The sequence below is a fragment of the Pseudomonas sp. FW305-7 genome (assembly GCF_058786735.1).
This window is the reverse complement of sequence record NZ_JBYSZA010000031.1, coordinates 1-23,564: the sequence shown is the minus strand read 5'-3', so window position 1 is coordinate 23,564 and position 23,564 is coordinate 1. Positions and strand designations below refer to the sequence as shown.

General features: G+C 60.1%; 22 protein-coding genes. 19 read left to right on the top strand and 3 right to left on the bottom strand.

Features of this window, described 5'->3' with window-relative positions; genetic code table 11:
• Positions 1-83 precede the first annotated feature (83 nt).
• The 3 genes from AC3WMT_RS26480 to AC3WMT_RS26470 all read right to left on the bottom strand — a co-directional run bounded on the left by AC3WMT_RS26480 (position 84) and on the right by AC3WMT_RS26470 (position 2,433).
• Entirely contained in the window at positions 84-746 is a 663-nt protein-coding gene (locus AC3WMT_RS26480; RefSeq protein ID WP_103306121.1) for a hypothetical protein, read from the bottom strand.
• Positions 747-797: 51 nt separating this feature from the next.
• The gene (locus AC3WMT_RS26475; protein ID WP_103306120.1) at positions 798-1,622 is read right to left on the bottom strand and encodes a hypothetical protein; all 825 of its coding nucleotides are present in this window, start codon (positions 1,620-1,622) and stop codon (positions 798-800) included.
• Between the two features lie 139 nt (positions 1,623-1,761).
• Positions 1,762-2,433 carry a hypothetical protein gene (locus tag AC3WMT_RS26470; RefSeq protein ID WP_103306119.1) on the bottom strand — a complete coding sequence of 224 codons (672 nt, stop codon included), beginning with the start codon at positions 2,431-2,433 and terminating at the stop codon, positions 1,762-1,764.
• A 240-nt stretch (positions 2,434-2,673) separates the two neighbouring features.
• Between AC3WMT_RS26470 and cbiE the strand changes: the two genes are divergently transcribed.
• From cbiE to AC3WMT_RS26375, 19 genes are all read left to right on the top strand, one after another.
• Positions 2,674-3,885 (top strand): precorrin-6y C5,15-methyltransferase (decarboxylating) subunit CbiE, encoded by a 1,212-nt coding sequence (gene cbiE, locus AC3WMT_RS26465; RefSeq protein WP_103306118.1) that lies wholly within the window; start codon positions 2,674-2,676, stop codon positions 3,883-3,885.
• A complete protein-coding gene (locus AC3WMT_RS26460; RefSeq protein WP_103306117.1) occupies positions 3,878-4,975 on the top strand; it encodes a cobalt-precorrin-5B (C(1))-methyltransferase in 1,098 nt (365 codons plus the stop codon). Before cbiE ends, AC3WMT_RS26460 begins: the two co-directional genes overlap by 8 nt.
• The gene (locus AC3WMT_RS26455) at positions 4,972-5,694 is read left to right on the top strand and encodes a cobalt-precorrin-6A reductase (RefSeq protein ID WP_103306116.1); all 723 of its coding nucleotides are present in this window, start codon (positions 4,972-4,974) and stop codon (positions 5,692-5,694) included. The genes AC3WMT_RS26460 and AC3WMT_RS26455 overlap by 4 nt, the downstream gene beginning before the upstream one ends.
• A 261-nt stretch (positions 5,695-5,955) precedes the next feature.
• Positions 5,956-6,267: a hypothetical protein gene (locus AC3WMT_RS26450; protein ID WP_103306115.1), complete on the top strand. Its 312-nt coding sequence runs from the start codon at positions 5,956-5,958 to the stop codon at positions 6,265-6,267.
• A 47-nt stretch (positions 6,268-6,314) separates the two neighbouring features.
• Complete coding sequence (locus AC3WMT_RS26445) at positions 6,315-6,713, top strand: DUF2946 domain-containing protein (RefSeq protein ID WP_103306114.1); 399 nt, start codon at positions 6,315-6,317, stop codon at positions 6,711-6,713.
• Between the two features lie 48 nt (positions 6,714-6,761).
• Positions 6,762-7,241: a copper chaperone PCu(A)C gene (locus AC3WMT_RS26440; RefSeq protein ID WP_103306113.1), complete on the top strand. Its 480-nt coding sequence runs from the start codon at positions 6,762-6,764 to the stop codon at positions 7,239-7,241.
• Positions 7,242-7,262: 21 nt separating this feature from the next.
• Complete coding sequence (locus tag AC3WMT_RS26435) at positions 7,263-7,709, top strand: DUF2946 domain-containing protein (protein ID WP_103306112.1); 447 nt, start codon at positions 7,263-7,265, stop codon at positions 7,707-7,709.
• Positions 7,710-7,793: 84 nt separating this feature from the next.
• Positions 7,794-9,914, top strand: a complete 2,121-nt coding sequence (locus AC3WMT_RS26430) for a TonB-dependent copper receptor (RefSeq protein ID WP_103306111.1) — start codon at positions 7,794-7,796, stop codon at positions 9,912-9,914.
• A 163-nt stretch (positions 9,915-10,077) separates the two neighbouring features.
• On the top strand, positions 10,078-11,457 hold the full coding sequence (locus AC3WMT_RS26425) for a PepSY-associated TM helix domain-containing protein (RefSeq protein WP_103306110.1): 1,380 nt from the start codon (positions 10,078-10,080) through the stop codon (positions 11,455-11,457).
• A 150-nt stretch (positions 11,458-11,607) separates the two neighbouring features.
• Positions 11,608-13,731 (top strand): TonB-dependent receptor, encoded by a 2,124-nt coding sequence (locus tag AC3WMT_RS26420; RefSeq protein WP_103306109.1) that lies wholly within the window; start codon positions 11,608-11,610, stop codon positions 13,729-13,731.
• Between the two features lie 169 nt (positions 13,732-13,900).
• On the top strand, positions 13,901-14,689 hold the full coding sequence (locus tag AC3WMT_RS26415; RefSeq protein ID WP_103306108.1) for an ABC transporter ATP-binding protein: 789 nt from the start codon (positions 13,901-13,903) through the stop codon (positions 14,687-14,689).
• The gene (locus AC3WMT_RS26410) at positions 14,686-15,633 is read left to right on the top strand and encodes an ABC transporter substrate-binding protein (protein WP_103306107.1); all 948 of its coding nucleotides are present in this window, start codon (positions 14,686-14,688) and stop codon (positions 15,631-15,633) included. Before AC3WMT_RS26415 ends, AC3WMT_RS26410 begins: the two co-directional genes overlap by 4 nt.
• On the top strand, positions 15,630-16,640 hold the full coding sequence (locus AC3WMT_RS26405) for a FecCD family ABC transporter permease (RefSeq protein WP_103306106.1): 1,011 nt from the start codon (positions 15,630-15,632) through the stop codon (positions 16,638-16,640). Before AC3WMT_RS26410 ends, AC3WMT_RS26405 begins: the two co-directional genes overlap by 4 nt.
• A gap of 327 nt (positions 16,641-16,967) precedes the next feature.
• Positions 16,968-18,233: an urea ABC transporter substrate-binding protein gene (gene urtA / locus AC3WMT_RS26400; RefSeq protein ID WP_103306105.1), complete on the top strand. Its 1,266-nt coding sequence runs from the start codon at positions 16,968-16,970 to the stop codon at positions 18,231-18,233.
• 142 nt (positions 18,234-18,375) lie between these two features.
• Positions 18,376-19,878 carry an urea ABC transporter permease subunit UrtB gene (urtB, locus tag AC3WMT_RS26395; protein WP_103306104.1) on the top strand — a complete coding sequence of 501 codons (1,503 nt, stop codon included), beginning with the start codon at positions 18,376-18,378 and terminating at the stop codon, positions 19,876-19,878.
• A complete protein-coding gene (gene urtC / locus AC3WMT_RS26390) occupies positions 19,878-20,957 on the top strand; it encodes an urea ABC transporter permease subunit UrtC (RefSeq protein WP_103306103.1) in 1,080 nt (359 codons plus the stop codon). Before urtB ends, urtC begins: the two co-directional genes overlap by 1 nt.
• Complete coding sequence (urtD, locus tag AC3WMT_RS26385; RefSeq protein WP_103306102.1) at positions 20,954-21,823, top strand: urea ABC transporter ATP-binding protein UrtD; 870 nt, start codon at positions 20,954-20,956, stop codon at positions 21,821-21,823. The genes urtC and urtD overlap by 4 nt, the downstream gene beginning before the upstream one ends.
• Positions 21,824-21,965: 142 nt before the next feature.
• Complete coding sequence (gene urtE / locus AC3WMT_RS26380; protein WP_103306101.1) at positions 21,966-22,664, top strand: urea ABC transporter ATP-binding subunit UrtE; 699 nt, start codon at positions 21,966-21,968, stop codon at positions 22,662-22,664.
• Between the two features lie 43 nt (positions 22,665-22,707).
• Complete coding sequence (locus AC3WMT_RS26375; RefSeq protein ID WP_103306100.1) at positions 22,708-23,547, top strand: urease accessory protein UreD; 840 nt, start codon at positions 22,708-22,710, stop codon at positions 23,545-23,547.
• The last annotated feature ends 17 nt before the right edge of the window (positions 23,548-23,564 follow it).

Sequence of the window (23,564 nt, the reverse complement as noted above, 5' to 3'; positions counted from 1 at the left end):
GACGGCATGAAAAGTCTGCCGTCGGATCGTCTGACTGACCGGACAGCAGTTGAATTGAAAACGCTCGAGCGACGAGCAATCCCTTAAGCCAAAGCGATAATGTGTTCATTGCGAAGTTCGCCCAACAACGAAATGATCGTTGCGCGAGAAAACTCATAGTCCTCCGGATCTGCCTGCGCCCTATAACCGTCTACAGATAAGTTACCCAGTACTTTTTCTGTGTTGAATCGGTGCTGAAGAACATTGCCGCCCATGACCTCATCAAACTCGAAAGCGATCATCACCGTCGTGATGGTCAAATCGGCGGAAATGAGGCTGAACATAAACCGTACCCATCTGCCCTGATGCACAACGTGCTGTTGAAGCGTCTCAATCGCGGGTGTCGAAAATGGCAGATCAAGCCGACTCTGCCCTGTTGAATCCAATAGCAACGAAGTTGTGCCAAGCGGCCAGTTGCGTAAAACCTTTTGCACCAACTCGATCAAGCTGAAACTGTCGTGCATCGGGGCAGGAAGACTTGCATCGGGATCGTCCAGCAGCATTGCACCGGTCACCCTCATCGCGATTTTGTGGGCGTTGGTCCATGACGCTGCCTGGGAAAAGTCCGTAACGTTATTAGCGGCAGCGGTTTGTGCGTAAAGCAACGCATCAAGAATGTCGCGGGTATTCGATTCCGACAAGTCATTCGCCACCAAAATAACAGCGCCCGCACATATGAACGGTTTATATCCAGAGTTAAAGTCCATTTTTTCCATCTCCTGAAAACCAGAGGCTTACGCCTCTGGCTTTATTTGAATTCAGGCTGCTTTGCCAAACTCTATGCTCAGTGCTTTTTTACGCTGTTCGGCGAGTGTTTTGATGATCAATGGCTCGACATCCAGATAGTCTTGTTCTTCGATAGTCATGGTGGTGGCGCCGTTGTAGATCTCGACACTGGAACTGGACCATTCAACGAACAGGACCTTGGTGGGCTGAGCCTTGGCGAAGTACTGCACCGCGGCGACTGCCATGGTGATTTCACCATCAGCATCCTCCAGCGAACTGGTCATGCAGAAGTTGCCGCCTTCGGCTCTTTTCGAGTTTTTCTCAAACAGCTTCAATGCTTCCGGCTCGTTCTTGAGAGCTTCCAGAGTGGCGTCCGCTACAGTCGATAGCACTTTTAATGCGGCTTGACCTTGATTGACTGCCGCACCCACCGCTGTATGGATCAAAGACAGCGCCAGGTTATCCATGGTCAGTTTCTGCGAAGACGCTGTGTAGCGGTTATAGGGTTGGCTAAACGGAAACCAACCGGCCAGCTGCATGATTCGCATGAACTCGGCGTAGCGCTGCTCTCTCTGATTGGCGTTCGGAAATTTGAGCAGGGCGCTCAGGTCCGCATACATATAGGTATTTTTGACAATCCGTTTGCTGCGCTTGGACATGCTTGCGTCAAAACCCGCAACACCCGATCCCATAATGGCGGCGTTCAGTTCATCCTTGTCGACTGGCAATACGGCACCGAAGCTGGCGACACGCGATTGCAGTACCGGTTGGGATTGCGCAGCAATGACTTCATTATTCTCCTTGATAAACGCAATACGTTGCGCAGCGGTAAGAACGTGATCAGTAACTTCATTCATAAATACGATTCCTTCGAGCTAGTTAGAACGCCGTCATGGCGTAGTTGCAAAGTAACCGTCATCCAGCGCCCAGGCAACTTGCATTTCATTCAATTAGTTTCAGAAAACAGAACACTAATACGGCCATATTTTCAGCAAGTCAGACGCCAGCCGAAAGTTCTATTTCCTTCATGCGCATTTCACGCAATGATTCTGCCAATGAATCCCGATATCGATCCATCTGCCGCGGCGTGATCACAAAGCGTCGGGACTGAATATCAAGTTGCGACGTCGTGTGCCGGAGATTCCAGAACAGATGAGTTGATACCCATTCGGAACTCAGCAAGCGAACGTTACTGATCACAATCTCCAACTCCTTGTGAAAATTGTATTGCGCTGGGGAAAAACGGAAGTCGCCCCACTTGCGTGTGCTGTCGGTAAATAACTCAATCGCTCCCGGGTTGTACTCAAGCCGCTGAAACGTCTCTTTCATCCGGCTGACCTTTTCCCTGCTTAATTGAGTGGACAATGAATTCGCCCACACCTCCAGCACATCACCGGAAAAATCACGAGCTGCGACGATGACCGGAGCATGCTCCAGACCCCAACCGACGGACCACATGACGCCTGAGTAAAACTCGAACCAGTCTGCAGAAGACCGCTTTCTGTTAAAGCGTTGGTCAGCCCGGTATTCCGCCCAGCGCATGCTGTTCTTGATGAACAGCTTATCCGCGTGCGTCAGCCCGGCAAAAAAAGACAGTACATTACTGCCCATTACCGTTGAACTGCTTTCATCAGAGAGTGGATCGAACGGTTGTTGAACGGTGCTCATATACAAGTTACTCCTTAACATTCATTGGCCTGGCGGCACTTGACGATTAATACTGCGCGCACATCCGTTAATAAAGTTGCGCGCCACTCAACAACAACTTAACAACAAATAAATAGCCTTTAGAAAAACAACCTAAACATTTGATTTCCGCTAGTTCTTTAAAAATCGATAGCAGTCAGTGCGCAGCCATCGCGTTATCATGTCGCCCATTAATGGTTAAGCACGCGATTGAGGAACGGCATGACACCCTGGCTGACGGTTGTGGGAATCGGTGAAGACGGCTTCAAGGGCTTGGGCAAAAATGCCCGGCGAGCCCTGATGGGCGCCTCGCGGATCGTCGGCGGCCAGCGCCAACTGGACCTGTTGCCGGTGTGCATTCGTGGTGAACGGCAATTGTGGCCAAGTCCTTTCTCCCTGGCGCCCGTGCTGGAACAGCGTGGCGAAGCGGTGTGCGTCTTGGCCAGCGGTGACCCGATGTTCTACGGCGTCGGCGCCAGCCTGGCGCGGCAGATACCGAGTGACGAGATGCTGATCCTACCGGCGCCGTCGTCCTGTTCGCTGGCCGCCGCCCGTCTCGGCTGGCCGTTGCAAGAGGTGGTGACGCTGTCCTTGGTGGCCCGGCCGCTGGCAGCGCTCAACGCGCATTTGTTCAGCGGCGTGCGCCTGTTGTTACTGAGCAATGACGGGCAGAGTCCGGCGGCGGTCGCGCAATTGCTCCGTGAGCGTGGCTTCGGCCCGAGTCGGATGAGCGTGCTGGAGCATCTGGGTGGTAGCGCCGAACGCCGCGTCGATGGCACGGCCAATGACTTGAACGACTCACCGATTGCCGATCTGAATGTCATCGCCCTCGAATGTCTGGCCGATGCCGATACGCCGCGCCTGTCGCGTTTGGCCGGGCTGCCCGACTCGGCTTTCCGGCATGACGGCCAACTGACCAAACGCGACGTGCGTGCCATCACCCTCGCCCGGCTCGCCCCGACGCCCGGCGAACTGCTGTGGGACGTCGGCGCCGGCAGCGGCTCGATCGGCATCGAGTGGATGCGCGCGCATCCGAGTTGCCGAACACTCGCTATCGAGGCCGATGACGGCCGCCAGCAATTGATCGAATACAACCGCGATGCGCTGGGCGTGCCCGGCCTGCAATTGATCCGTGGTCGCGCCCCGCAGGCACTCGCAGGGCTGGAGCGCCCGGACGCGATATTCATTGGTGGCGGCGTGACCCGTGAAGGCGTGTTCGAGACCTGCTGGGAACAACTCAAACCCGGCGGCCGACTGGTCGCCAACGCGGTCACCCTGCAAAGCGAGGTCACCCTGATGAACTGGCGCGAACGCTACGGCGGCGAGCTGACGCGCATTCATGTCGCCCAGGCGCAACCGCTCGGCGAGTTCGACACCTGGCGCCAGGCGCTGCCGATCACTCTGCTCGATCTGGTCAAACCTCTCGATGCGTGACGAAACCGCCGAACAACCCGCACCGCTGCGCAGCGGCCTGACCACCGGCAGTTGCGCCACCGCCACCAGCCTCGCCGCCGCTCGCCTGTTGCTCGGCGGGATCTCGGCCGACGCGGTGCAGATTGTGTTGCCCAAGGGCAAGCAAGTGCAGATGCGTCTGGAGTTCTGTCGCCTGACCGCTGACGGCGCCGAAGCCGGGACCATAAAGGATGCCGGTGACGACCCGGACGTGACCCACGGCGCGCTGCTTTATTCGCGAGTGCAGCTGAAAGACGAACCGGGAATCCGTTTCATTGCCGGTGTTGGCGTCGGCACCGTGACCCGCCCCGGACTGGTGCTGGGCGTCGGCGAACCGGCGATTAATCCGGTGCCGCGCAAAATGATCAGTGATCACCTGAGCCTGCTCGCCACCGAAACCGGTTATGCCGGCGGCTTCGATGTCACGGTCAACGTCGAAGGCGGCGAAGCGCTGGCGCTGAAAACCATGAACCCGCGCCTGGGCATTCTCGGCGGCCTGTCGATCCTCGGCACCAGCGGCATCGTCCGGCCATTTTCCTGCGCGGCTTACATCGCGTCGATCCATCAAGGCATTGATGTCGCCAAGACCAACGGCTACCTGCATATCGCCGCGTGCACCGGCAATGCCAGCGAAGACACCATGCGAAGGGTCTACGACCTGCCGGAAATCGCCCTGATCGAAATGGGCGATTTCGTCGGCGCAGTGCTCAAGCATTTGCGCAAAGTACCTGTGGATAAACTCAGCCTGTGCGGGGGCTTCGGCAAGATCAGCAAACTCGCGGCCGGGCATATGGATCTGCACTCCCGTCACTCGAGCATCGATCTGCCGCAACTGGCGCAGTGGGCGGCGGTGATTGGCGCTGATGAGGTTTTACAGCAAGGTATTTGTGAGGCGAACACCAGTCAGCAGGCATTGGTCATGGCCAGTGCGGCGGGGATCGCGCTGGGCGATGAGGTCTGTCGCCATGCGTTGAATTTCGCTCGCAGCGTGGTGCCGGCGCAGGTGCAGGTCGAGGTGTTTGCGATTGATCGTCAGGGCGGGATTGTCGGCCATGCTGGAGGTTTTCAATGAAGCGGATTCTGCTGCTGGGCGGTGTGACCGAAGCGCTGGCGATTGCTCGCACGCTGGGGCCGGAACACATTTACAGCCTGGCCGGGGTTGGCCGAGTGCCGACTGATTTGAGCTGTCAGGTGCGCGTCGGTGGCTATGGCGGTGCCGAAGGTCTGGCGCAATTCGTTCGTGACGAAGGCATCGATCTACTGCTCGACGCCACCCACCCGTACGCCGCACAAATCAGCCACAACGCCGCGACCGCCGCGCAACTGACTGGCATCCCCTCCTGGGCCTTGCGTCGTCCTGCGTGGCAGCCGCAGCCGGGCGATGACTGGCGCGAAGTCAGCGATTGGGCCGAACTGATCGCCGCACTCAAACCGTTTCACCGCCCGTTGTTCACCCTCGGTCGCGAGCCGCTGCAACACCTCGACGAAATCCCTGTTGACCAGTTCTGGACCCTGCGCGCACTGGATGTTTATCCGGGCAACGAGCGCTGCGAAGTGATCGGCGCCCGCGGGCCGTTTCTGCTCAAGGATGAACGGGCGCTGTTCGAGCGGCGGCAGATCGATGTGCTGATCAGCAAGAACAGCGGCAGCACCGCGACCGAGCCGAAGCTGGAAGTGGCGCGCGAGCGTGGGGTGCCGGTGATTGTGTTGAAGAGGCCGGGGTTGCCGGCGGTTGATCGGGAGTTTGCATCAACGTCTGAAGTCCTCGCCGCCCTCGCGACTGTTTGTTAACCCTGAAACATCGAAAACGTAAGTCCGCCTTCGCGGGCAAGCCCGCTCCCACAGTAATCGGTGGTGTATCCAGATTTTGTGTACGCCTCGCAACCTGTGGGAGCGGGCTTGCCCGCGATGACGTCTGTTCTGCCTGCATATGCCTTTAATCCTAAAACCACGCAGGACACAGCCCACAACAACTTAACGAATCACCGACTTTCAGCATCCAGAGTCCACACTTACGCTCACCGTCTTTCAATCCTAAGGCGTGTACATCCTATGTCAGAAAAATTCCTCCGTTTCGACGTCAAGGACTTTCTCAAAACACCTGCCGATCTTGGCCAGTACATCAAGGGTTGCGAAGTCGAAGACTCGGGCGATGGGCAACTCAACCGATTAGCATTCCGAGACGTCATGCAGACCATTCGTGAACGAATAGAAAACGACCCGAATTTCGCCCAGGCATTGCGAATCGAAGCCGCTACACTCATTCACAGTGGCGAAATCGAACTCGGGCGCAGACTCCTCAACCTCTTGCAAGAGGCACTGCGACACCAAACCGCACGACGCTTTTTTACTTATCGGCCCTGATCAGGCTAAATAGCCGCGCCTGATCGCCCACCCAACGGATCTGTCCCATGAACCGACACCGGCTAGCAATTGCCTGGATCGCCTGCTTTGCAGTGCTGTTCAACATGCTCGCCATGCCGATGACGGGAGCGATGGCGCAGGTGGCCAATTCACCGGCCGAACAATTGCTCTGGAGCAGTTTCTGCACCGGCAGCGGGACGAAGATGGTCGCGATCAACATTGCCGCCACCGATCAGCAAGCCCCGCCCAACGACAGCCATTCCAACATGCAGCATTGCTGGTGCTGCTCGGGCTCGGCGCCATTGGTCGCGCTGCCGGGGCATACGCCGCAGCTGTATTTCGCCCGCTATGACAGCAATCGCAGCGTGGCGCCCGCCTCACTGCAAACTCCCACACCGCGCCAGCAATGGCCAAGTCTCAACCCCCGCGCTTCCCCTCTGGTTTGATTTGTTCGCGCAATTGACCTGCGTTTCAAATCATTCTGGAGAACTGCCATGTTGAACAAACTGATCGTCATCGCTGTGCTGCTGGTGCCTGCGTGCTTCGCCCATGCCCACGAATACAAGGCCGGCGAGCTGGAAATCGCTCATCCGTGGTCGCAAGAGCTGCCGCCCAACGCGCCGACGGTTGCCGCCTATTTCGTGATTCACAACGCCGGCAAAACCGCTGATCGCCTGCTCAGCGTTGATTCGCCAATCGCCCCTGAAGCGCAACTGCACGAGCACGTGATGCAGGGCGATCTGATGAAGATGCAGCAAGTGCCGAGCGTCGAAGTCCCTGCCGGCGGCGAGGTAACCTTCGCGCCGATGGCTTATCACGTAATGCTGCTCAACCCAACCGATCGCAGTCTGCTCAGCGACGGCAAGCGCTTCCCCCTGACGATGCATTTCGAAAAGGCCGGTGACGTCACCGTCGAAGTCGCCGTGCAGAAGAAGCCGCCGCAAGACATGCCGGAACACGCGCACGCCCAATAACCGATCCGGTTGACGTCGCCCATGCGCCCGTTGAGCGCCAGGCCCTCCGCGCCACGCCGTCAGGCTGAACACCTGACCCGCGGCAGCTGGATCGCCCTGTTCGCCATGTTGATGATCTTCATCGGCCCACTGATTTCTCAGTCGATGCCGATGGATCAGCACGCCTCGACATCCATGCCAATGAGCATGGACATGTCGATGGAAATGCCCGGCATGGATCACTCCGGGCACGTTGCAAAACCTGTCGCCGAACACTGTCCGCCGCAATCCTCACATCACGCGATGTGGGAAAAGTGCGGTTATTGCAGCCTGCTGTTCAACTGTCCGGCGCTGACGGGCGGCGGTACTTTTGCCACATTCAGCATCGCCCACGTCAACACCTTCACAGCGCCCTCTCCACGCCTGGGCCACGCCCGGCAAACCTTCTTCCCCGGCGCCCGCAGCCGCGCACCGCCCATCGCAGCGTAATCACCCGCCTCTGATTGCACACGGTTGAGAAGACAGCTTCAGGCTGCCGGCCGTGTCGTTTACGACTGTTTGATGGAAATTGTCATGTCCAGGTTTTCTGCTGTTCCACGCTCGGGTTCTGCCCAGGCGACCTTTGCCTTGAACGAATCGCGGATTCGTTTCTCGCACGCTACCGCCGTCCTTTGCGGCGTATTGCTGGCCCCGCTGGTGCTGGCCGATGAGCACACCGGCCATTCGGAAGAACTGAGCCCGACGGTGATCACCGCCATCGCGCCGAGCTCGCCACTGACCATCGTCACCAACCCCAAGGACCCGCGCCAACCGGTGCCGGCCAGCGATGGCGGTGATTATCTGAAAACCATCCCGGGCTTTGCCCTGGTGCGCAATGGCGGCACCAACGGCGATCCAGTGTTGCGCGGCATGTTCGGCTCACGCCTGAACATCCTCACCAACGGCGGCGTGATGCTCGGCGCCTGCCCGGGCCGGATGGACGCGCCGACCTCGTACATCTCGCCGGAAACCTACGACAAACTCACCGTGATCAAAGGCCCGCAAACCGTGCTCTACGGCCCCGGCGCCTCGGCGGGCACGGTGCTGTTTGACCGAGAACCGGAGAGCTTCGGCGAACTCGGCACCCGAGTGAATGCGAGCATTCTGGCCGGCTCCCACGGGCGCTTCGACAAAGTCGTCGACGCCGCTGCCGGCGGGCCATTGGGCTACGTGCGGGTGATCGGCAACACCGCGCATTCCGACGACTATCGCGACGGTAACAACGACATCGTCGGCTCGCGTTACGACAAGTGGAACGGCGACGTTGCGCTCGGCTGGACGCCGGACGCTGACACCCTGATCGAACTGACTGCCGGCAAGGGCGACGGCGAGGCGCGCTATGCCGGGCGGGGTATGGACGGCTCGCAGTTCCTGCGCGAAAGCCTCGGTCTGCGTGTTGAGAAATCCAACATCAGCGACGTGCTGGAGAAGCTGGAGGCGCAGGTCTACTACAACTACGCCGATCATGTGATGGACAACTACACCCTGCGCAAACCATCCGGCACCGGGATGATGGCCGGGCCGATGGCGTCCAACGTTGACCGTCGCACCCTAGGCGCACGGATCAAAGCCACCTGGCGCTGGGCTGATATCCAGCTGATCACCGGTCTCGATGCGCAGACCAACGAACACCGTCAGCGCAGCGGCATGGGCATCGATACCTACAAGGATCAGCCCTACACCAAGGACGCCGACTTTCATAACTACGGCGTGTTCAGCGAAATGACCTGGTACGCCGCCGACCGTGATCGGCTGATCACTGGCGCCCGGGTTGATCGCGCCTCGGCCAAGGATTATCGGCAGAGCAGCGGCTCCGGAATGATGTCCCGGCCGAATCCCACCGCTGATGAAACCCGCGCCGACACCCTGCCAAGCGGCTTCGTGCGTTACGAGCATGACCTGGCCGACAGCCCGACCACGCTCTACGCCGGCCTCGGTCACGCGCAACGCTTCCCGGATTACTGGGAGCTGTTCTCGCCGAAATCCGGCCCGGCGGGCTCGGTCAATGCCTTCGATTCGATCAAACCGGAAAAGACCACTCAACTCGACTTCGGCGTGAACTACAAGAGCGCCGACCTCGAAGCCTGGGCCTCGGGCTACATCGGCGTGGTGCGTGACTACATCCTGTTCGACTACACGCCGACGAGGATGGGCATGAGCACTTCGCGCGCGGAAAACATCGACGCGCGGATCATGGGCGGTGAACTCGGTGCCGCTTACAACCTCACCGACAACTGGAAAGCCGATGCGACCCTGGCCTACGCCTGGGGCAAGAACAGCAGCGACGGCAAGGCACTGCCGCAGATGCCGCCGCTGGATGCACGTTTCGGCCTGACCTATACCGAAAACAACTGGAGCGCCGGCGCGCTGTGGAGGGTGGTTGCTGCGCAAAACCGCATCGACCAGAACAAGGGCAACGTGGTCGGCAAGGATTACGACAAGAGTTCCGGCTTCGGCGTGTTCTCGCTCAACGGTGCCTACCGGATCAACAAAAACTGGAAGGTCAGCAGCGGCGTCGACAACCTGTTCGGCAAGGCGTACGCCGAACACCTGAACCTGGCGGGCAACGCCGGTTTCGGCTACCCGGCCAATGACCCGCAAGCGATCAATGAACCGGGGCGCACGCTCTGGACCAAGGTGGACATGAGTTTCTGACACCCACCCATGTGGGAGCGAGCCTGCTCGCGAAGGCATCGTGCCAGACGACATCAATGTTGGATGTGCCGTCCCCTTCGCGAGCAGGCTCGCTCCCACAGGGAATGCGGTGTAGCAACCTGAATGAACAACTAAAAGATCCAAGCCAAGCGGAGCAAACGTGATGCAAAAGCCCAAACCGAATTTCTACAACCTAGCCTGGCGTTGGCATTTCTATGCCGGATTGTTCGTCGCGCCGTTCATGGTGATGCTGGCCCTGACCGGCATCATCTACCTGTTCAAACCCCAACTCGACTCGCTGATGTACAGCAGCCTGCTCAAGGTCCCGGCCGGCCATCACACCGTCCCCGCCGATGACTTGCTGCAGCGGGTAAAAAGCGCCTATCCACAGGGCCAGGTCACGCAATATCTACCGCCAGTGAACGCCGAACGCAGTGCTCAGTTTGTCGTGACCAACGCCGGCCACGAACTGAATGTCTTCGTCGATCCGTACCACGGCGACATCCTCGGCGAGCAGAATGCCAAGCAGAATCTGCAAGCCGTCGCCCGCGCCATCCATGGCGAATTGATGATCGGCACCGTCGGTGACCGGTTGATCGAAATGGCCGCCGGCTGGGGCGTGGTGCTGGTGGTGTCGGGACTGTTCCTCTGGTGGCCGCGCGGTCAGGCAGCGGGGATTCTCTGGCCGCGCCTGAACAGTCGCGGCCGCGTGTTGTGGCGTGATCTGCACGCCGTCACCGGGTTCTGGGGCGCGACGTTGCTGCTGGTGATGCTACTCAGCGGCATGACCTGGACCGGCTTCTGGGGCAAGCAATACGCGCAGGTCTGGAACGTGTTCCCGGCAGCGATGTGGGACAACGTGCCGACCTCCGACGTTGAAGCCCGCAGCCTCAACAGCGCCACGCGCCAGACCGTGCCATGGGCGATGGAAAACACGCCGATGCCGATGTCCGGCGACCACGCCGAACACATGGCCCACAGCGGCATGCAACACGGCCCTGCCGCGCCAACCATCAGCCTGCAAGACGTGCAGAACATCGCCATGCAGCGCAAGGTCGAGCCGGGTTACAGCATCACCTTGCCGACCACCGCCACCGGTGTGTTCACCATCGCGGTGTTCGCCGATGACCCGCGCAACGACGCGACCCTGCACGTCGATCAGTACACCGGCAACGTCCTCGCGGATGTGCGTTTCGAACAGTACGGCACGGTGGCCCGCGCCACGGAAATCGGCGTGATGCTGCATGAAGGCAAGATGTTCGGCACCTTCAACCAGATCGTCGTGCTGCTGATCTGCCTGATGATTCTGCTCAGCGCCGTCAGCGGCGTGGTGATCTGGTGGAAGCGCCGGCCACAGGGCAAGTTCGGCGTGCCGCCGCTGCGGCATGACTTGCCGAAGTGGAAAACCGGTGTGGTGATCATGCTGGCGCTGGCGGTGATTTTTCCGCTGGTGGGGGCTTCGCTGGTGGTGGTGTGGCTGCTGGATCGACTGTTGCTGTCGCGATTTGGCCGACAAGCTGAATCTGCCTCACCTTCATCATGAATCAGGCGAGATGCGCGTTTTAGACAGCTCTATAGAATGCCGAGGCTTATAATTCGGCAGCCCTTAGTGTTACTGTATAACTCTTGTTTGCCATTCTGCCCGCGGCCAAAAGCTGCGGGCTTTCTTTTGCAGAAGTGATTCACCGCCCCGATGAACAAGTACCTCTTGTCCAGCCTCTGCCTGTTCGTGATGAACAGCGCCCATGCCGATAGCCAAGCGCTGACCCTGCCCACCGGCAACATCACTGCGCCGGCCGTTGACGAAGAAAACGTCAGCCTCACCACACCGACCACCGCCGGTTCGCGCCTGAACCTGACGGCCATGGAAACCCCGGCCAGCGTCGAAAGCCTCAGCGGTGAGCAAGTCCGCGCCCGTGGCGATCAAAGCGTGCAGGACGCCGTATCGCGCAGCACCGGCATCAGTCGCACCGGGACGCCGGGCGATGGCGGCACGTCGCTGCAGGCACGGGGTTTTACCGGGCAGAGTTCGGTGATGCAGTTGTATGACGGTAACCGGATGTACACCGGCATGGGCACGGTCACCTTCCCGGTCGACACCTGGTCGGTGGAGCGCGTCGATGTGCTGCGCGGCCCGGCCTCGGTGCTGTACGGCGAAGGCGCGACCGGTGCGGTGGTCAACGTGATCCCGAAGAAGCCGTTCGAGGGCGAGATCGAAAACCATGTGCGCGTCGGTTACGGCTCATACGACCGCCAGCAGCAAGCCTTCGACAGCGGCGGCTCGCTGACCGATACCCTGAGCTACCGCCTCAACCTCAATCGTCTGCGCAGCAACGGCTGGATCGATCGCGGCGATTCCTCCAGCGACTTCATCAGTGCCGCGCTGCGCTGGCAGGCCACTGATGATCTGGCGTTCACCCTCGCCCATGACTATGGCGACCAGCGCCCGCAGAACTATTTCGGCACGCCACTGATCAACGGCCGGTTGCAGGAAAGCCTGCGCGACAAGAACTACAACGTGCGCGACGACAAGCAGCACTACAACGATCAGTGGACGCGCCTGACCAGTGACTGGCAGATCAATGACTCGGTCAGCGCCAGCAACGAGCTGTACTACCTCAAGGCCCAGCGCCGTTGGCAGAACGCCGAGAACTACAACTTCAATACCGACACACGACATTTGAGCCGCAGCGGTTACTTCGGCATCGGCCACAAGCAGGAGCAGGTCGGTGATCGCCAGACCTTCACCTTCAAACACTCACTGTTCGGCCTCGACAGCCAGACCGTTACCGGTGTCGATTACAACCGCATCCGTTTCCAGCTCAACAGCAACTCGCCATTCAACGACGTGTTGCCGAACGGCCAGCCGCTGGATCTGCATCACCCGCAATCGGGTTATTTCGAGAGCAGCAATCCGTACCGCGACCAGTTCGACAGCACCACCCGACAAATGTCGGTGTTCGCTGAAAACCGCACGCAACTGAGCGAACGCTGGTCCTTGGTGACCGGCGTACGCCGTGATTACGTGCACGTGGATCGCAACGGCCTGACCGATGGCAGCCAGAGCGACAAGACCCTGACCGGTAATAACTGGAAGGCCGGTCTGGTGTTTGCATTGACGCCGCAGACTTCGTTCTACGGTCAGATGGCGACCAGCACCGATGGCATCGGTGGCTTGATTTCCCTCAGTCCGAATCAGCAGCAGTACGATTTGTCGACCGCCCGCCAGACCGAGATCGGCCTCAAGCAGTTGTTCTGGGATCAGCGCGGCGAGTTCACGCTGGCGGCCTATCGCATCGTCAAAAAGAAACTGCTGACGGACGACCCGGGCAACCCGACGCTCAAGCAACAGGTAGGCCAGCAGTCATCCAACGGCCTGGAAGCGAGCCTCGATCTGCAATTGCCCTACGCCTGGCAATTGCAAGCCAACGCGGCGATCGTGAAGGCCAGGTACGACGATTTTTCCGAGGTGGTTAATGGTCAGACCCTGTCGTACAACGGCAACCGTCCGGTGGATGTGCCACGTCGTACCGCCAATCTGTGGTTGAACAAAAACCTCAGCGATGACCTGAAAGCCGGCGCGGGTCTGCGTTATGTCGATGCGCGTTACGCCGACATGGCCAACCGCAATGAGCTGCCGAGTTACACCGTGGTGGATGCGACCCTGTCGTGGAAAGCCTTGCGCAACACCACGCTGGGCTTGCAGGTGAACAATCTGTTTGACCGCCAGTACGCACAAAGCCAATACAATGAGGGCCAGCAGTGGATACTCGGCGAGCCGAGATCGTTCTTTGTCACGGCTGATTACACCTTTTAAAAGCGGAAACACTCTTGTGGCGAGGGGATTTATCCCCGATGGACCGCGCAGCGGTCCCAAACCTGTAATCACGGTTTATCAGAAGACCGTATTCATCGATTTACGACGGCTTCGACGCCGATCGGGGATAAATCCCCTCGCCACAAATGCTACTGAAATCAGGAAAGTAATGACCTCACTGACCCTCACCAACCTCGCCTGGACACCGCTGGGCCACGGCCACTGCCATCACCAGTTCCAACTGCGTGACGCCTCCTTGCAAGTGGCTGCCGGTGAGTTCGTCGGGCTGATCGGTCCCAACGGCAGCGGCAAGACCAGCCTGTTGCGCTGCGCCTACCGCTTCAGCCAACCGGAAAGCGGTGAGGTCAGTCTCGATCACTACAACGTGTGGAAGCAGTCCTCGCGCTGGTGCGCGCAACGCATCGCCGTGGTCCTGCAGGAGTTCCCCGACGCCTTCGGCCTGACCGTCGAAGAAGTCGTCGCCATGGGCCGCACGCCGCACAAAGGTCTGTTCGATGGCGAAACCCTCGAGGACCGCAACTTCGCCACCCAGGCGCTCAAATCGGTAGGCCTGGAAGGCTTCGAAGACCACGCCTTCGCCACCCTTTCCGGCGGTGAAAAACAGCGGGTGATTCTTGCCCGCGCTCTGACCCAGCAACCGCAACTGCTGATCCTCGACGAGCCGACCAACCACCTCGACCCGCGTTATCAGCTGGAACTGCTGCAACTGGTCAAACGTCTGCAAATCGGCACGCTGGCGAGCATTCACGACCTGAACCTCGCTGCCGCTTTCTGCGACCGACTCTATGTGATCAATCACGGACGCATCGTCGCCAGCGGCACGCCGCAAGAAGTCCTCACCACCGAACTGCTGCGCGAGGTTTTCGGCGTCGAGGCATTGATCGACTCCCACCCCCTTCACGGCTACCCGCGAATCACCTGGATAACCCGACCATGACTGTGCGTTCCCTGCTTTGCGTCGCTCTTCTGTTGTGCAGTGCCCAGGCGCTGGCCGAGGCCACGAAGTACCCGCTGACCATTCAGAGCTGCAACCGCGAAGTGACCTTCAAGCAAGCGCCGCAACACGCGGTCAGCCACGACATCAACATGACCCAGATGATGCTCGCCCTCGGCCTGAAGTCGCGCATGGCCGGTTACAGCGGCGTCAGTGGCTGGAAGTCAGTGACGCCCGACATGCAGTCGTTGCTCGACGGTTTGCCAGAGCTGGCGGCGAAATATCCGTCGGTGGAAACCCTGCTCAATGCCAACGTCGATTTTTTCTTCGCCGGCTGGGATTACGGCATGCGCGTCGGCGGCGACCTCACCCCGCAAACCCTGCAACCGCTGGGCATCAATGTGTATGAGTTGACCGAGTCCTGCGCGTTCGTGATGAAGCGCCCGGCCGCATCGCTTGAAGACACTTACAACGATCTGCGCAACCTCGGCAAAATCTTCGACGTGCAGGATCGCGCCAATGCGCTGATCGCCCGGATGCAGGCGCAAGTCGCCGACGTGCGCAAAGACCTGCCCGCCGAAAAACCGCGGGTTTTCCTCTACGACAGCGGCGAAGACCGCGCCATGACTTCCGGCCGCCTCGGCATGCCGCAGGCGCTGATCGACGCGGCGGGCGGGCGTAATATTCTCGATGACGTCGAAGCGAGCTGGACGCGGGTCAATTGGGAGACCGTGGTCGAGCATAATCCGCAGGTCATCGTGATCGTTGACTACAGCGAAATCACTGCCGAGCAGAAGATCGAATTTCTGCTGAACAATAAAGCCCTGCAATCGGTGGACGCGATCAAGAACCAGCGCTTCATCGTCATTCCGTATGTGCAGGCCACGCCGGGGATCGACAACGTGCTGGCGGTGGAAACCCTGGCCAAAGGTTTCCACGGCGAATGATCAACCGTCGCTACGCCCTGCTGCTGATCGCCCTCGGCGCCGTGTTGCTGGTGTCGTGCGTGGTGTCGCTCGGCTTCGGCCCCGCGCGGGTGCCGGTGGACGTGGTGTGGCGGATTTTGCTGCACAAGACGCTTGGCATTGGCGAGGTCGACTGGAGCGCCGGGCAGGAACACATCGTCTGGCTGATCCGCGTGCCGCGCATGTTGCTCGGCGCGCTGGTGGGCGCCGGTCTGGCGCTGATCGGCGCGGTGTTGCAAGCGGTGACGCGCAATCCTCTGGCCGATCCTCATCTGCTTGGCGTGACGTCTGGGGCGACATTGGGCGCGGTGATCGTGGTGCTGCATGTCGGTGAAATCATCGGCCTGCTGACCTTGCCGATTGCCGCGTTCATCGGCGCCCTGCTGAGCATGCTGGTGGTGCTGGCGATTGCCAGTCGGCAAGGCCGGCTCGACAGTGACCGCCTGTTGTTGTGCGGCGTGGCGGTGTCGTTCGTGATGATGGCGATTGCCAATCTGCTGCTGTTCATGGGTGACCATCGCGCCAGTTCCGCGGTGATGTTCTGGATGCTCGGCGGCCTCGGGCTGGCGCGTTGGGAGTTGCTGGCGGTGCCGGCAGCGAGCGTGCTGCTCGGGTTGATCTTGCTGCTGGGCATGGCCCGCCCGTTGAACGCGCTGATGGCCGGCGAACAGACTGCCGTCACCCTCGGTTTGAATGCTCGCTCGGTGCGCTTGCGGGTCTTTGTCATCGCCTCGCTGATGACCGGTGTGCTGGTGTCGATCAGTGGCTCGATCGGTTTTGTCGGGCTGATGGTGCCGCACATTGCGCGCCGTCTGGTGGGTGCCGAACACCGGCGATTGCTGCCGGCGTGCGTGTTGCTGGGCAGTGTGTTTCTGATCTGGGTCGACGTCGCCGCCCGCACGATGATCGCCCCCGAAGACCTGCCCATCGGCGTCGCCACTGCGGCCATCGGTGGTCTGTTTTTCATCGGCCTGATGCGCCGCCGCTGAACCAACACAGATCAAAAATGTGGGAGCGAGCCTGCTCGCGAATACGGTGTGTCATTCACCAGTGATGTTGACTGACACGATCTATTCGCGAGCAGGCTCGCTCCCACATTTGATTTGTAGTGAGCGCAAAATCGCGCCCCAATCTGGCGCGGCCGCCTGCACCAACGCTCCCTCCGCGTTCCTTCATGGTGCATCGCGACCGCGCACAACCGCTCTAAACCGACGTTTTCCTGCCCGTCCCCGACCGGGCACAGCCCTTGCAAAACACCCTTCAGTCGTCCGCATCTGCCAACCATAAAAAACTTTAACGTTCATGGAGATCGCACAATGAAGCGTCGCAGTTTGATCAAGGCTTTCACACTCACGGCATCCATTGCCGCGATGGGCATGACCTGGACTGTCCAGGCCGCCGAGACCATCAAGGTCGGTATCCTGCATTCGTTGTCCGGCACCATGGCGATCTCTGAAACGTCGCTCAAAGACATGGCGCTGATGACCATCGACGAGATCAACGCCAAGGGTGGTGTGAACGGCAAGATGCTCGAACCGGTGGTGGTTGACCCTGCATCCAACTGGCCGCTGTTCGCCGAAAAGGGCCGGCAGTTGCTGACCCAGGACAAGGTCGCCGTGGTGTTCGGCTGCTGGACCTCGGTGTCGCGCAAATCGGTGCTGCCGGTGTTCGAAGAGCTCAATGGTCTGCTGTTCTACCCGGTGCAGTACGAAGGCGAAGAGATGTCGCCGAACGTCTTCTACACCGGCGCCGCGCCGAACCAGCAAGCGATCCCGGCGGTTGAATACCTGATGAGCGAAGAAGGCGGCAGCGCCAAGCGCTACTTCCTGCTCGGCACCGACTACGTCTACCCGCGCACCACCAACAAGATTCTGCGCTCGTTCCTGCATTCCAAAGGTGTGGCCGACAAGGACATCGAAGAGGTCTACACCCCGTTCGGTCACAGCGACTATCAAACCATCGTTGCCAACATCAAAAAATTCTCGGCTGGCGGCAAGACTGCTGTGATCTCGACGGTTAACGGCGACTCCAACGTGCCGTTCTATAAAGAGCTGGCCAACCAGGGCCTGAAAGCCACCGACGTTCCGGTCGTGGCGTTCTCGGTGGGTGAAGAAGAACTGCGCGGCATCGACACCAAACCGCTGGTGGGCAACCTCGCGGCGTGGAACTACTTCGAGTCGGTGGAGAACCCGCAGAACAAGAAATTCGTCGCTGACTGGAAAGCCTACGCGAAGAAACACAACCTGCCGGGCGCCGACAAAGCGGTGACCAACGACCCGATGGAAGCCACGTATGTCGGCATCCACATGTGGGCGCAAGCGGTAGAGAAAGCCAAATCCACTGACGTCGACAAGGTTCGCGAAGCACTCGCCGGGCAGACCTTTGCCGCGCCGTCGGGCTACACCCTGACCATGGACAAGACCAATCACCACCTGCACAAACCGGTGATGATCGGCGAGATTCAGAGCGACGGTCAGTTCAACGTGGTGTGGCAGACCGAAGGGCCGATCCGTGCGCAGCCGTGGAGCCCGTTTATCGATGGCAATGACAAGAAGCCGGATTATGCGGTGAAGAGCAACTGAGTTATCCCGCTCAACCTGATCGTTCCCACGCTCTGCGTGGGAATGCAGCCGAGGACGCTCTGCGTCCAAAAGCGGACGCGGAGCGTCCGGTGAGGCATTCCCACGCGGAGCGTGGGAACGATCAATAAGCAAGGCCCTACCTATGCCCACTGCCATACACCGCTTTCTCATAGCCATCGCACTGTTGCTGCCGATACTGGCCCACGCCAGTGATGCCGAAGACTTCGTCGCGGCCAATCCCGTGCAACAGGCCAAACTGCTCGAAGCCTGGGCCGCGCAGCCCGACCCGGCCCGTATCGAACTGATCAACGCCCTGCAACAAGGCGAACTGACCGTCGACGGCCAAGCCAAAACCCTGCGCCTGAACAATCGCCTGCGGGGTCTGATCGACACTGCCATGGCCAGCCACCAATTGCTCGCCGCCGACGCCAAAATCCGTCTGACTGCCGCGCAGCAATTGCAGAAAAGCGCGAAACCCGCGCAGCTGAAATTCCTCGACCAGCAACTGGCTGGCGAAAAAGACGAGAGTGTTCACGCCGCCCTGAGTTTGGCGCTGGCCAATCTGCAATTGGTCGACAGCGACCCGACCGTGCGCCTCGCCGCCGTGCGTCTGCTCGGCGAAACCGGCGATCCACTGGCACGTACGCGCCTCGAAGGCTTGCTCGAACCCGGCGTCGAAACCGATGCCAATGTGCGTACCGCCGCCGAAACCAGCCTCGCCCAGGTCAAACGCAAACTGTTGATCGGCGAGATCCTCGGCCAAGCCTTCAGCGGCATGTCGCTCGGTTCGATTCTGCTGCTCGCGGCGCTCGGTCTGGCCATCACCTTTGGCCTGCTTGGGGTGATCAACATGGCCCACGGCGAGATGCTGATGCTCGGCGCCTACTCGACGTATGTGGTGCAGCTGATGTTCCAGCGTTATGCACCGCAGGCCATCGAGTTCTATCCGCTGATCGCCTTGCCGGTGGCGTTCTTCGTCACCGCCGCCATTGGCATGGCGCTGGAGCGCACGGTGATTCGCCATCTCTACGGCCGACCTTTGGAAACCCTGCTCGCGACGTGGGGCATCAGCCTGATGCTGATTCAATTGGTGCGCTTGTTGTTCGGCGCGCAGAACGTCGAAGTGGCGAACCCGGCGTGGCTGTCCGGCGGGATTCAGGTGTTGCCGAACCTGGTGCTGCCGTACAACCGCATCGTCATCATCGCCTTCGCCTTGTTTGTGGTGGTGCTGACCTGGCTGCTGCTGAACAAGACCCGCTTGGGCCTCAACGTTCGTGCCGTCACCCAGAACCGCAACATGGCCGCTTGCTGCGGCGTACCCACCGGGCGTGTCGACATGCTCGCTTTCGGTCTCGGTTCAGGCATCGCCGGCCTCGGCGGCGTGGCGCTGAGCCAGATCGGCAACGTCGGCCCGGATCTAGGCCAGAGCTACATCATCGACTCGTTTCTGGTGGTGGTACTGGGCGGCGTCGGTCAACTGGCCGGCAGCGTACTCGCCGCGTTCGGCCTCGGTATCGCCAACAAGATCCTTGAACCGCAGATCGGTGCGGTGCTCGGCAAGATCCTGATCCTCGCGCTGATCATTCTGTTTATCCAGAAACGTCCGCAAGGCCTCTTCGCACTGAAAGGACGGGTGATCGACTGATGAACCAGCCTCTGTTAGTCACGGCCACACAAAAGGCCGGGCCAAAAGTCACGATCGCGGTCGGCGCGGTGATTCTTGCCCTGCTGATCGCCCTGCCGTTGTTGTCCTTGCTACCGGCAGAAAGTGCCCTGCATATTTCGGCCTACACCCTGACACTGGTCGGCAAGATTCTTTGCTACGCCATCGTCGCTCTGGCGCTGGATCTGGTCTGGGGTTACGCCGGTTTGCTGTCCCTGGGCCACGGGTTGTTCTTCGCACTCGGCGGTTATGCGATGGGCATGTACCTGATGCGTCAGGCCGCCGGTGACGGTTTGCCGGCGTTCATGACCTTCCTGTCGTGGAGCGAATTGCCGTGGTATTGGACCGGCACCAGCAGCTTCGTCTGGGCCATGTGTCTGGTGGTGCTGGCGCCGGGATTGCTCGCACTGGTGTTTGGCTTTTTCGCCTTCCGCTCGCGGATCAAGGGCGTGTATTTCTCGATCATGACCCAGGCCCTGACCTTCGCCGGCATGCTCCTGTTTTTCCGCAACGAAACCGGATTTGGCGGCAACAACGGCTTCACCAATTTCCGCACGATTCTTGGTTTCGGCATCACCGAACCGGGGACCCGTGCGGTGCTGTTTCTCGCCACGGTATTGCTGCTGGTGGCCAGTCTGTTCATCGGCTGGCGTCTGGCGCAGAGCAAGTTCGGTCGGGTGCTGACCGCGCTGCGCGATGCGGAAAACCGCTTGATGTTCTGCGGCTACGATCCGCGCGGTTTCAAGCTGTTCGTCTGGGTGTTGAGCGCCGTCCTGTGCGGCTTGGCCGGGGCGCTGTACGTGCCGCAGGTCGGGATCATCAACCCGAGTGAAATGTCACCGACCAACTCCATCGAAGCGGCAGTCTGGGTCGCCCTCGGCGGTCGCGGCACCTTGATCGGTCCCCTGCTCGGGGCCGGCGTGGTCAACGGCATGAAGAGCTGGTTCACCGTGGCCTTCCCCGAATACTGGCTGTTCTTCCTCGGCGCGCTGTTCATCGTCGTGACGCTGTACCTGCCCAAAGGCGTGATTGGCCTGTTGAAGAAACGAGGTGAGCAATGAGAGTGACAGCGAGCGCCGAATTCATGCTGGAACCCGCCTTTTTCCCTGTCGAACCGAACAAGGATGCCGGCACCAGCCGCGACTCCATCGGCCTCGGCCAAAGCGCCGGCCCGGGGCTCGACACCCGCCACGGCACGATCCTGACCCTGGAAGACATCAGCGTCAGCTTTGACGGTTTCCGCGCGTTGAACAATCTCAACCTGTACATCGGCGTCGGCGAATTGCGCTGCATCATCGGCCCCAACGGCGCGGGTAAAACCACGCTGATGGACGTGATCACCGGCAAGACTCGCCCCAGCCACGGCAAGGCGTGGTTCGGCGAAACGCTGGACCTGACGCAGATGAGCGAAGTGCAGATCGCCCAGGCCGGCATCGGTCGCAAGTTCCAGAAACCCACCGTGTTCGAGGCCTTGAGCGTGTTTGAGAATCTCGAACTGGCGCAGAAGACTGACAAATCAGTATGGGCCAGCTTGCGTGCGCGTCTGAGCGGCGAGCAGAAGGATCGCATCAGCGAAGTGCTGGAGACGATTCGCCTGACCACCTCGGTCAACCGCCCGGCGGGCCTGTTGTCCCACGGCCAAAAGCAGTTTCTGGAAATCGGCATGTTGCTCATGCAGGACCCACAACTGTTGCTGCTCGACGAACCGGTGGCCGGCATGACCGACGCCGAAACCGAATTCACCGCCGAGTTGTTCAAGAGTCTGGCCGGCAAACATTCGTTGATGGTGGTGGAACACGACATGGGCTTTGTCGGCTCGATTGCCGACCACGTCACCGTGTTGCACCAGGGCAGCGTACTGGCCGAAGGCTCGCTTGAGCAGGTGCAGGAAAACGAGCGCGTGATCGAGGTCTACCTCGGCCGCTGAACTGCAAACACTTATCAAAACTGTGGGAGCTGGCTTGCCAGCGATGAGGTCGACACATCCAGCATTGATGCCGACTGATCCACCGCTATCGCTGGCAAGCCAGCTCCCACAGGGTTCTGTGTGCAACAGAAGGAATTTGAGAATGCTGCAAGTCGACAAGCTGCATCAGTACTACGGCGGTAGCCACATCCTGCGCGGCCTCTCTTTCGACGTGAAAGTCGGCGAAGTCACTTGCCTGCTCGGCCGTAACGGCGTCGGCAAGACCACCCTGCTCAAATGCCTGATGGGTTTGCTCCCGGCCAAGGAAGGCGCGGTGAATTGGGAGGGCAAACCGATCACCACGTTCAAGCCGCACCAGCGTGTGCACGCCGGGATCGCCTATGTGCCACAAGGCCGGGAAATCTTCGGCCGGCTGACCGTGGAAGAAAATCTGCTGATGGGTTTATCACGCTTTCCCGGCAGCGAAGCGAAAGAGGTGCCAGGTTTCATCTACGAATTGTTCCCGGTGCTGCTACAAATGAAGCAGCGTCGCGGCGGCGATCTGTCCGGTGGGCAACAACAGCAATTGGCGATTGGCCGCGCACTGGCCAGCCGTCCGCGTTTGCTGATCCTCGACGAACCCACCGAAGGCATTCAACCCTCGGTGATCAAAGAGATCGGCGCGGTGATCAAGAAGCTTGCGGCACGCGGCGACATGGCGATTCTGCTGGTCGAGCAGTTCTACGATTTCGCCGCTGAGCTGGCCGATCAATACCTGGTGATGTCCCGGGGTGAGATCGTGCAGCAGGGTCGCGGTGAAAATATGGAAGCCGAAGGTGTGCGCGGGCTGGTAACGATCTAGTACAACGAACTAATCTGTAGCCTCCTAACGATAATTACACACCATGAATTCGACTGTTTCACCTGCCCTGTTTACCCCGAGCTGGCACGCCGAGCTGGAACTGGCCTACGCCCGTTTCGACCACTGCACGCGCCCGGTCATGCGTCGGCACCTCGGCCCGCTACGGGTGCAAAAGCATCTATACGCCGAAGGCCCCGAAGTCTGCCAACACATCATCGTCCACCCACCGGGCGGGATTGCTGGCGGTGACCGACTGGATATCAGCGCCCGCGTAGAACACAACGCCTGGGCGCAGATCACCAGCCCCGGCGCAACCAAGTGGTATCGCGCCGGGGGACCCGCTTATCAGAAGCTCGACTTGCGGGTAGCGGCCGGGGCGACACTGGAATGGTTGCCGCAAGAGACCATCGTCTACAGCGCCGCTCAGGCCGAACTGACCACCTCGATTGACCTGGAAGGTGACGCCCGGCTGTTCTACTGGGACGTGGTGGCGCTGGGTCGCCCGGCCAGTGGCGAGCGCTTCGACCTCGGCCATTTTCAAGCGCATCTGGATATTCGTCGCGACGGTCGATTGCTCTGGCATGAACGTCAGCGCATTGTCGGCGACGACGGTTTGCTTGATTCGCCGATTGGTCTGGATGGCAATCCGGTGTTTGCGACGCTGCTGGTAACGGGTGAAATCGATGCTGAACTGCTGGAGCGTTGCCGCTCGCTGAATCACCAAGTACGCGGGGATCTGACCCAGTTGCCGGGTTTGCTGGTCGCCCGATGCCTGGCCAGTGAAGCACTGTTGGCTCGTGGCTGGCTCATCGATTTATGGCGATTGCTAAGACCCGCCCTGCTAGGACGAGAAGCCCGACCACCACGAATCTGGAGTACTTGAAGGCCCCACCCTCACCC

What these genes read in the sequence shown, in the direction of transcription:
- AC3WMT_RS26480 (WP_103306121.1), bottom strand. Translation starts at nt 746, where the DNA reads ATGGACTTTAACTCTGGATATAAACCGTTCATATGTGCGGGCGCTGTT.
- AC3WMT_RS26475 (WP_103306120.1), bottom strand. Translation starts at nt 1,622, where the DNA reads ATGAATGAAGTTACTGATCACGTTCTTACCGCTGCGCAACGTATTGCG.
- AC3WMT_RS26470 (WP_103306119.1), bottom strand. Translation starts at nt 2,433, where the DNA reads ATGAGCACCGTTCAACAACCGTTCGATCCACTCTCTGATGAAAGCAGT.
- cbiE (WP_103306118.1), top strand. Translation starts at nt 2,674, where the DNA reads ATGACACCCTGGCTGACGGTTGTGGGAATCGGTGAAGACGGCTTCAAG.
- AC3WMT_RS26460 (WP_103306117.1), top strand. Translation starts at nt 3,878, where the DNA reads ATGCGTGACGAAACCGCCGAACAACCCGCACCGCTGCGCAGCGGCCTG.
- AC3WMT_RS26455 (WP_103306116.1), top strand. Translation starts at nt 4,972, where the DNA reads ATGAAGCGGATTCTGCTGCTGGGCGGTGTGACCGAAGCGCTGGCGATT.
- AC3WMT_RS26450 (WP_103306115.1), top strand. Translation starts at nt 5,956, where the DNA reads ATGTCAGAAAAATTCCTCCGTTTCGACGTCAAGGACTTTCTCAAAACA.
- AC3WMT_RS26445 (WP_103306114.1), top strand. Translation starts at nt 6,315, where the DNA reads ATGAACCGACACCGGCTAGCAATTGCCTGGATCGCCTGCTTTGCAGTG.
- AC3WMT_RS26440 (WP_103306113.1), top strand. Translation starts at nt 6,762, where the DNA reads ATGTTGAACAAACTGATCGTCATCGCTGTGCTGCTGGTGCCTGCGTGC.
- AC3WMT_RS26435 (WP_103306112.1), top strand. Translation starts at nt 7,263, where the DNA reads ATGCGCCCGTTGAGCGCCAGGCCCTCCGCGCCACGCCGTCAGGCTGAA.
- AC3WMT_RS26430 (WP_103306111.1), top strand. Translation starts at nt 7,794, where the DNA reads ATGTCCAGGTTTTCTGCTGTTCCACGCTCGGGTTCTGCCCAGGCGACC.
- AC3WMT_RS26425 (WP_103306110.1), top strand. Translation starts at nt 10,078, where the DNA reads ATGCAAAAGCCCAAACCGAATTTCTACAACCTAGCCTGGCGTTGGCAT.
- AC3WMT_RS26420 (WP_103306109.1), top strand. Translation starts at nt 11,608, where the DNA reads ATGAACAAGTACCTCTTGTCCAGCCTCTGCCTGTTCGTGATGAACAGC.
- AC3WMT_RS26415 (WP_103306108.1), top strand. Translation starts at nt 13,901, where the DNA reads ATGACCTCACTGACCCTCACCAACCTCGCCTGGACACCGCTGGGCCAC.
- AC3WMT_RS26410 (WP_103306107.1), top strand. Translation starts at nt 14,686, where the DNA reads ATGACTGTGCGTTCCCTGCTTTGCGTCGCTCTTCTGTTGTGCAGTGCC.
- AC3WMT_RS26405 (WP_103306106.1), top strand. Translation starts at nt 15,630, where the DNA reads ATGATCAACCGTCGCTACGCCCTGCTGCTGATCGCCCTCGGCGCCGTG.
- urtA (WP_103306105.1), top strand. Translation starts at nt 16,968, where the DNA reads ATGAAGCGTCGCAGTTTGATCAAGGCTTTCACACTCACGGCATCCATT.
- urtB (WP_103306104.1), top strand. Translation starts at nt 18,376, where the DNA reads ATGCCCACTGCCATACACCGCTTTCTCATAGCCATCGCACTGTTGCTG.
- urtC (WP_103306103.1), top strand. Translation starts at nt 19,878, where the DNA reads ATGAACCAGCCTCTGTTAGTCACGGCCACACAAAAGGCCGGGCCAAAA.
- urtD (WP_103306102.1), top strand. Translation starts at nt 20,954, where the DNA reads ATGAGAGTGACAGCGAGCGCCGAATTCATGCTGGAACCCGCCTTTTTC.
- urtE (WP_103306101.1), top strand. Translation starts at nt 21,966, where the DNA reads ATGCTGCAAGTCGACAAGCTGCATCAGTACTACGGCGGTAGCCACATC.
- AC3WMT_RS26375 (WP_103306100.1), top strand. Translation starts at nt 22,708, where the DNA reads ATGAATTCGACTGTTTCACCTGCCCTGTTTACCCCGAGCTGGCACGCC.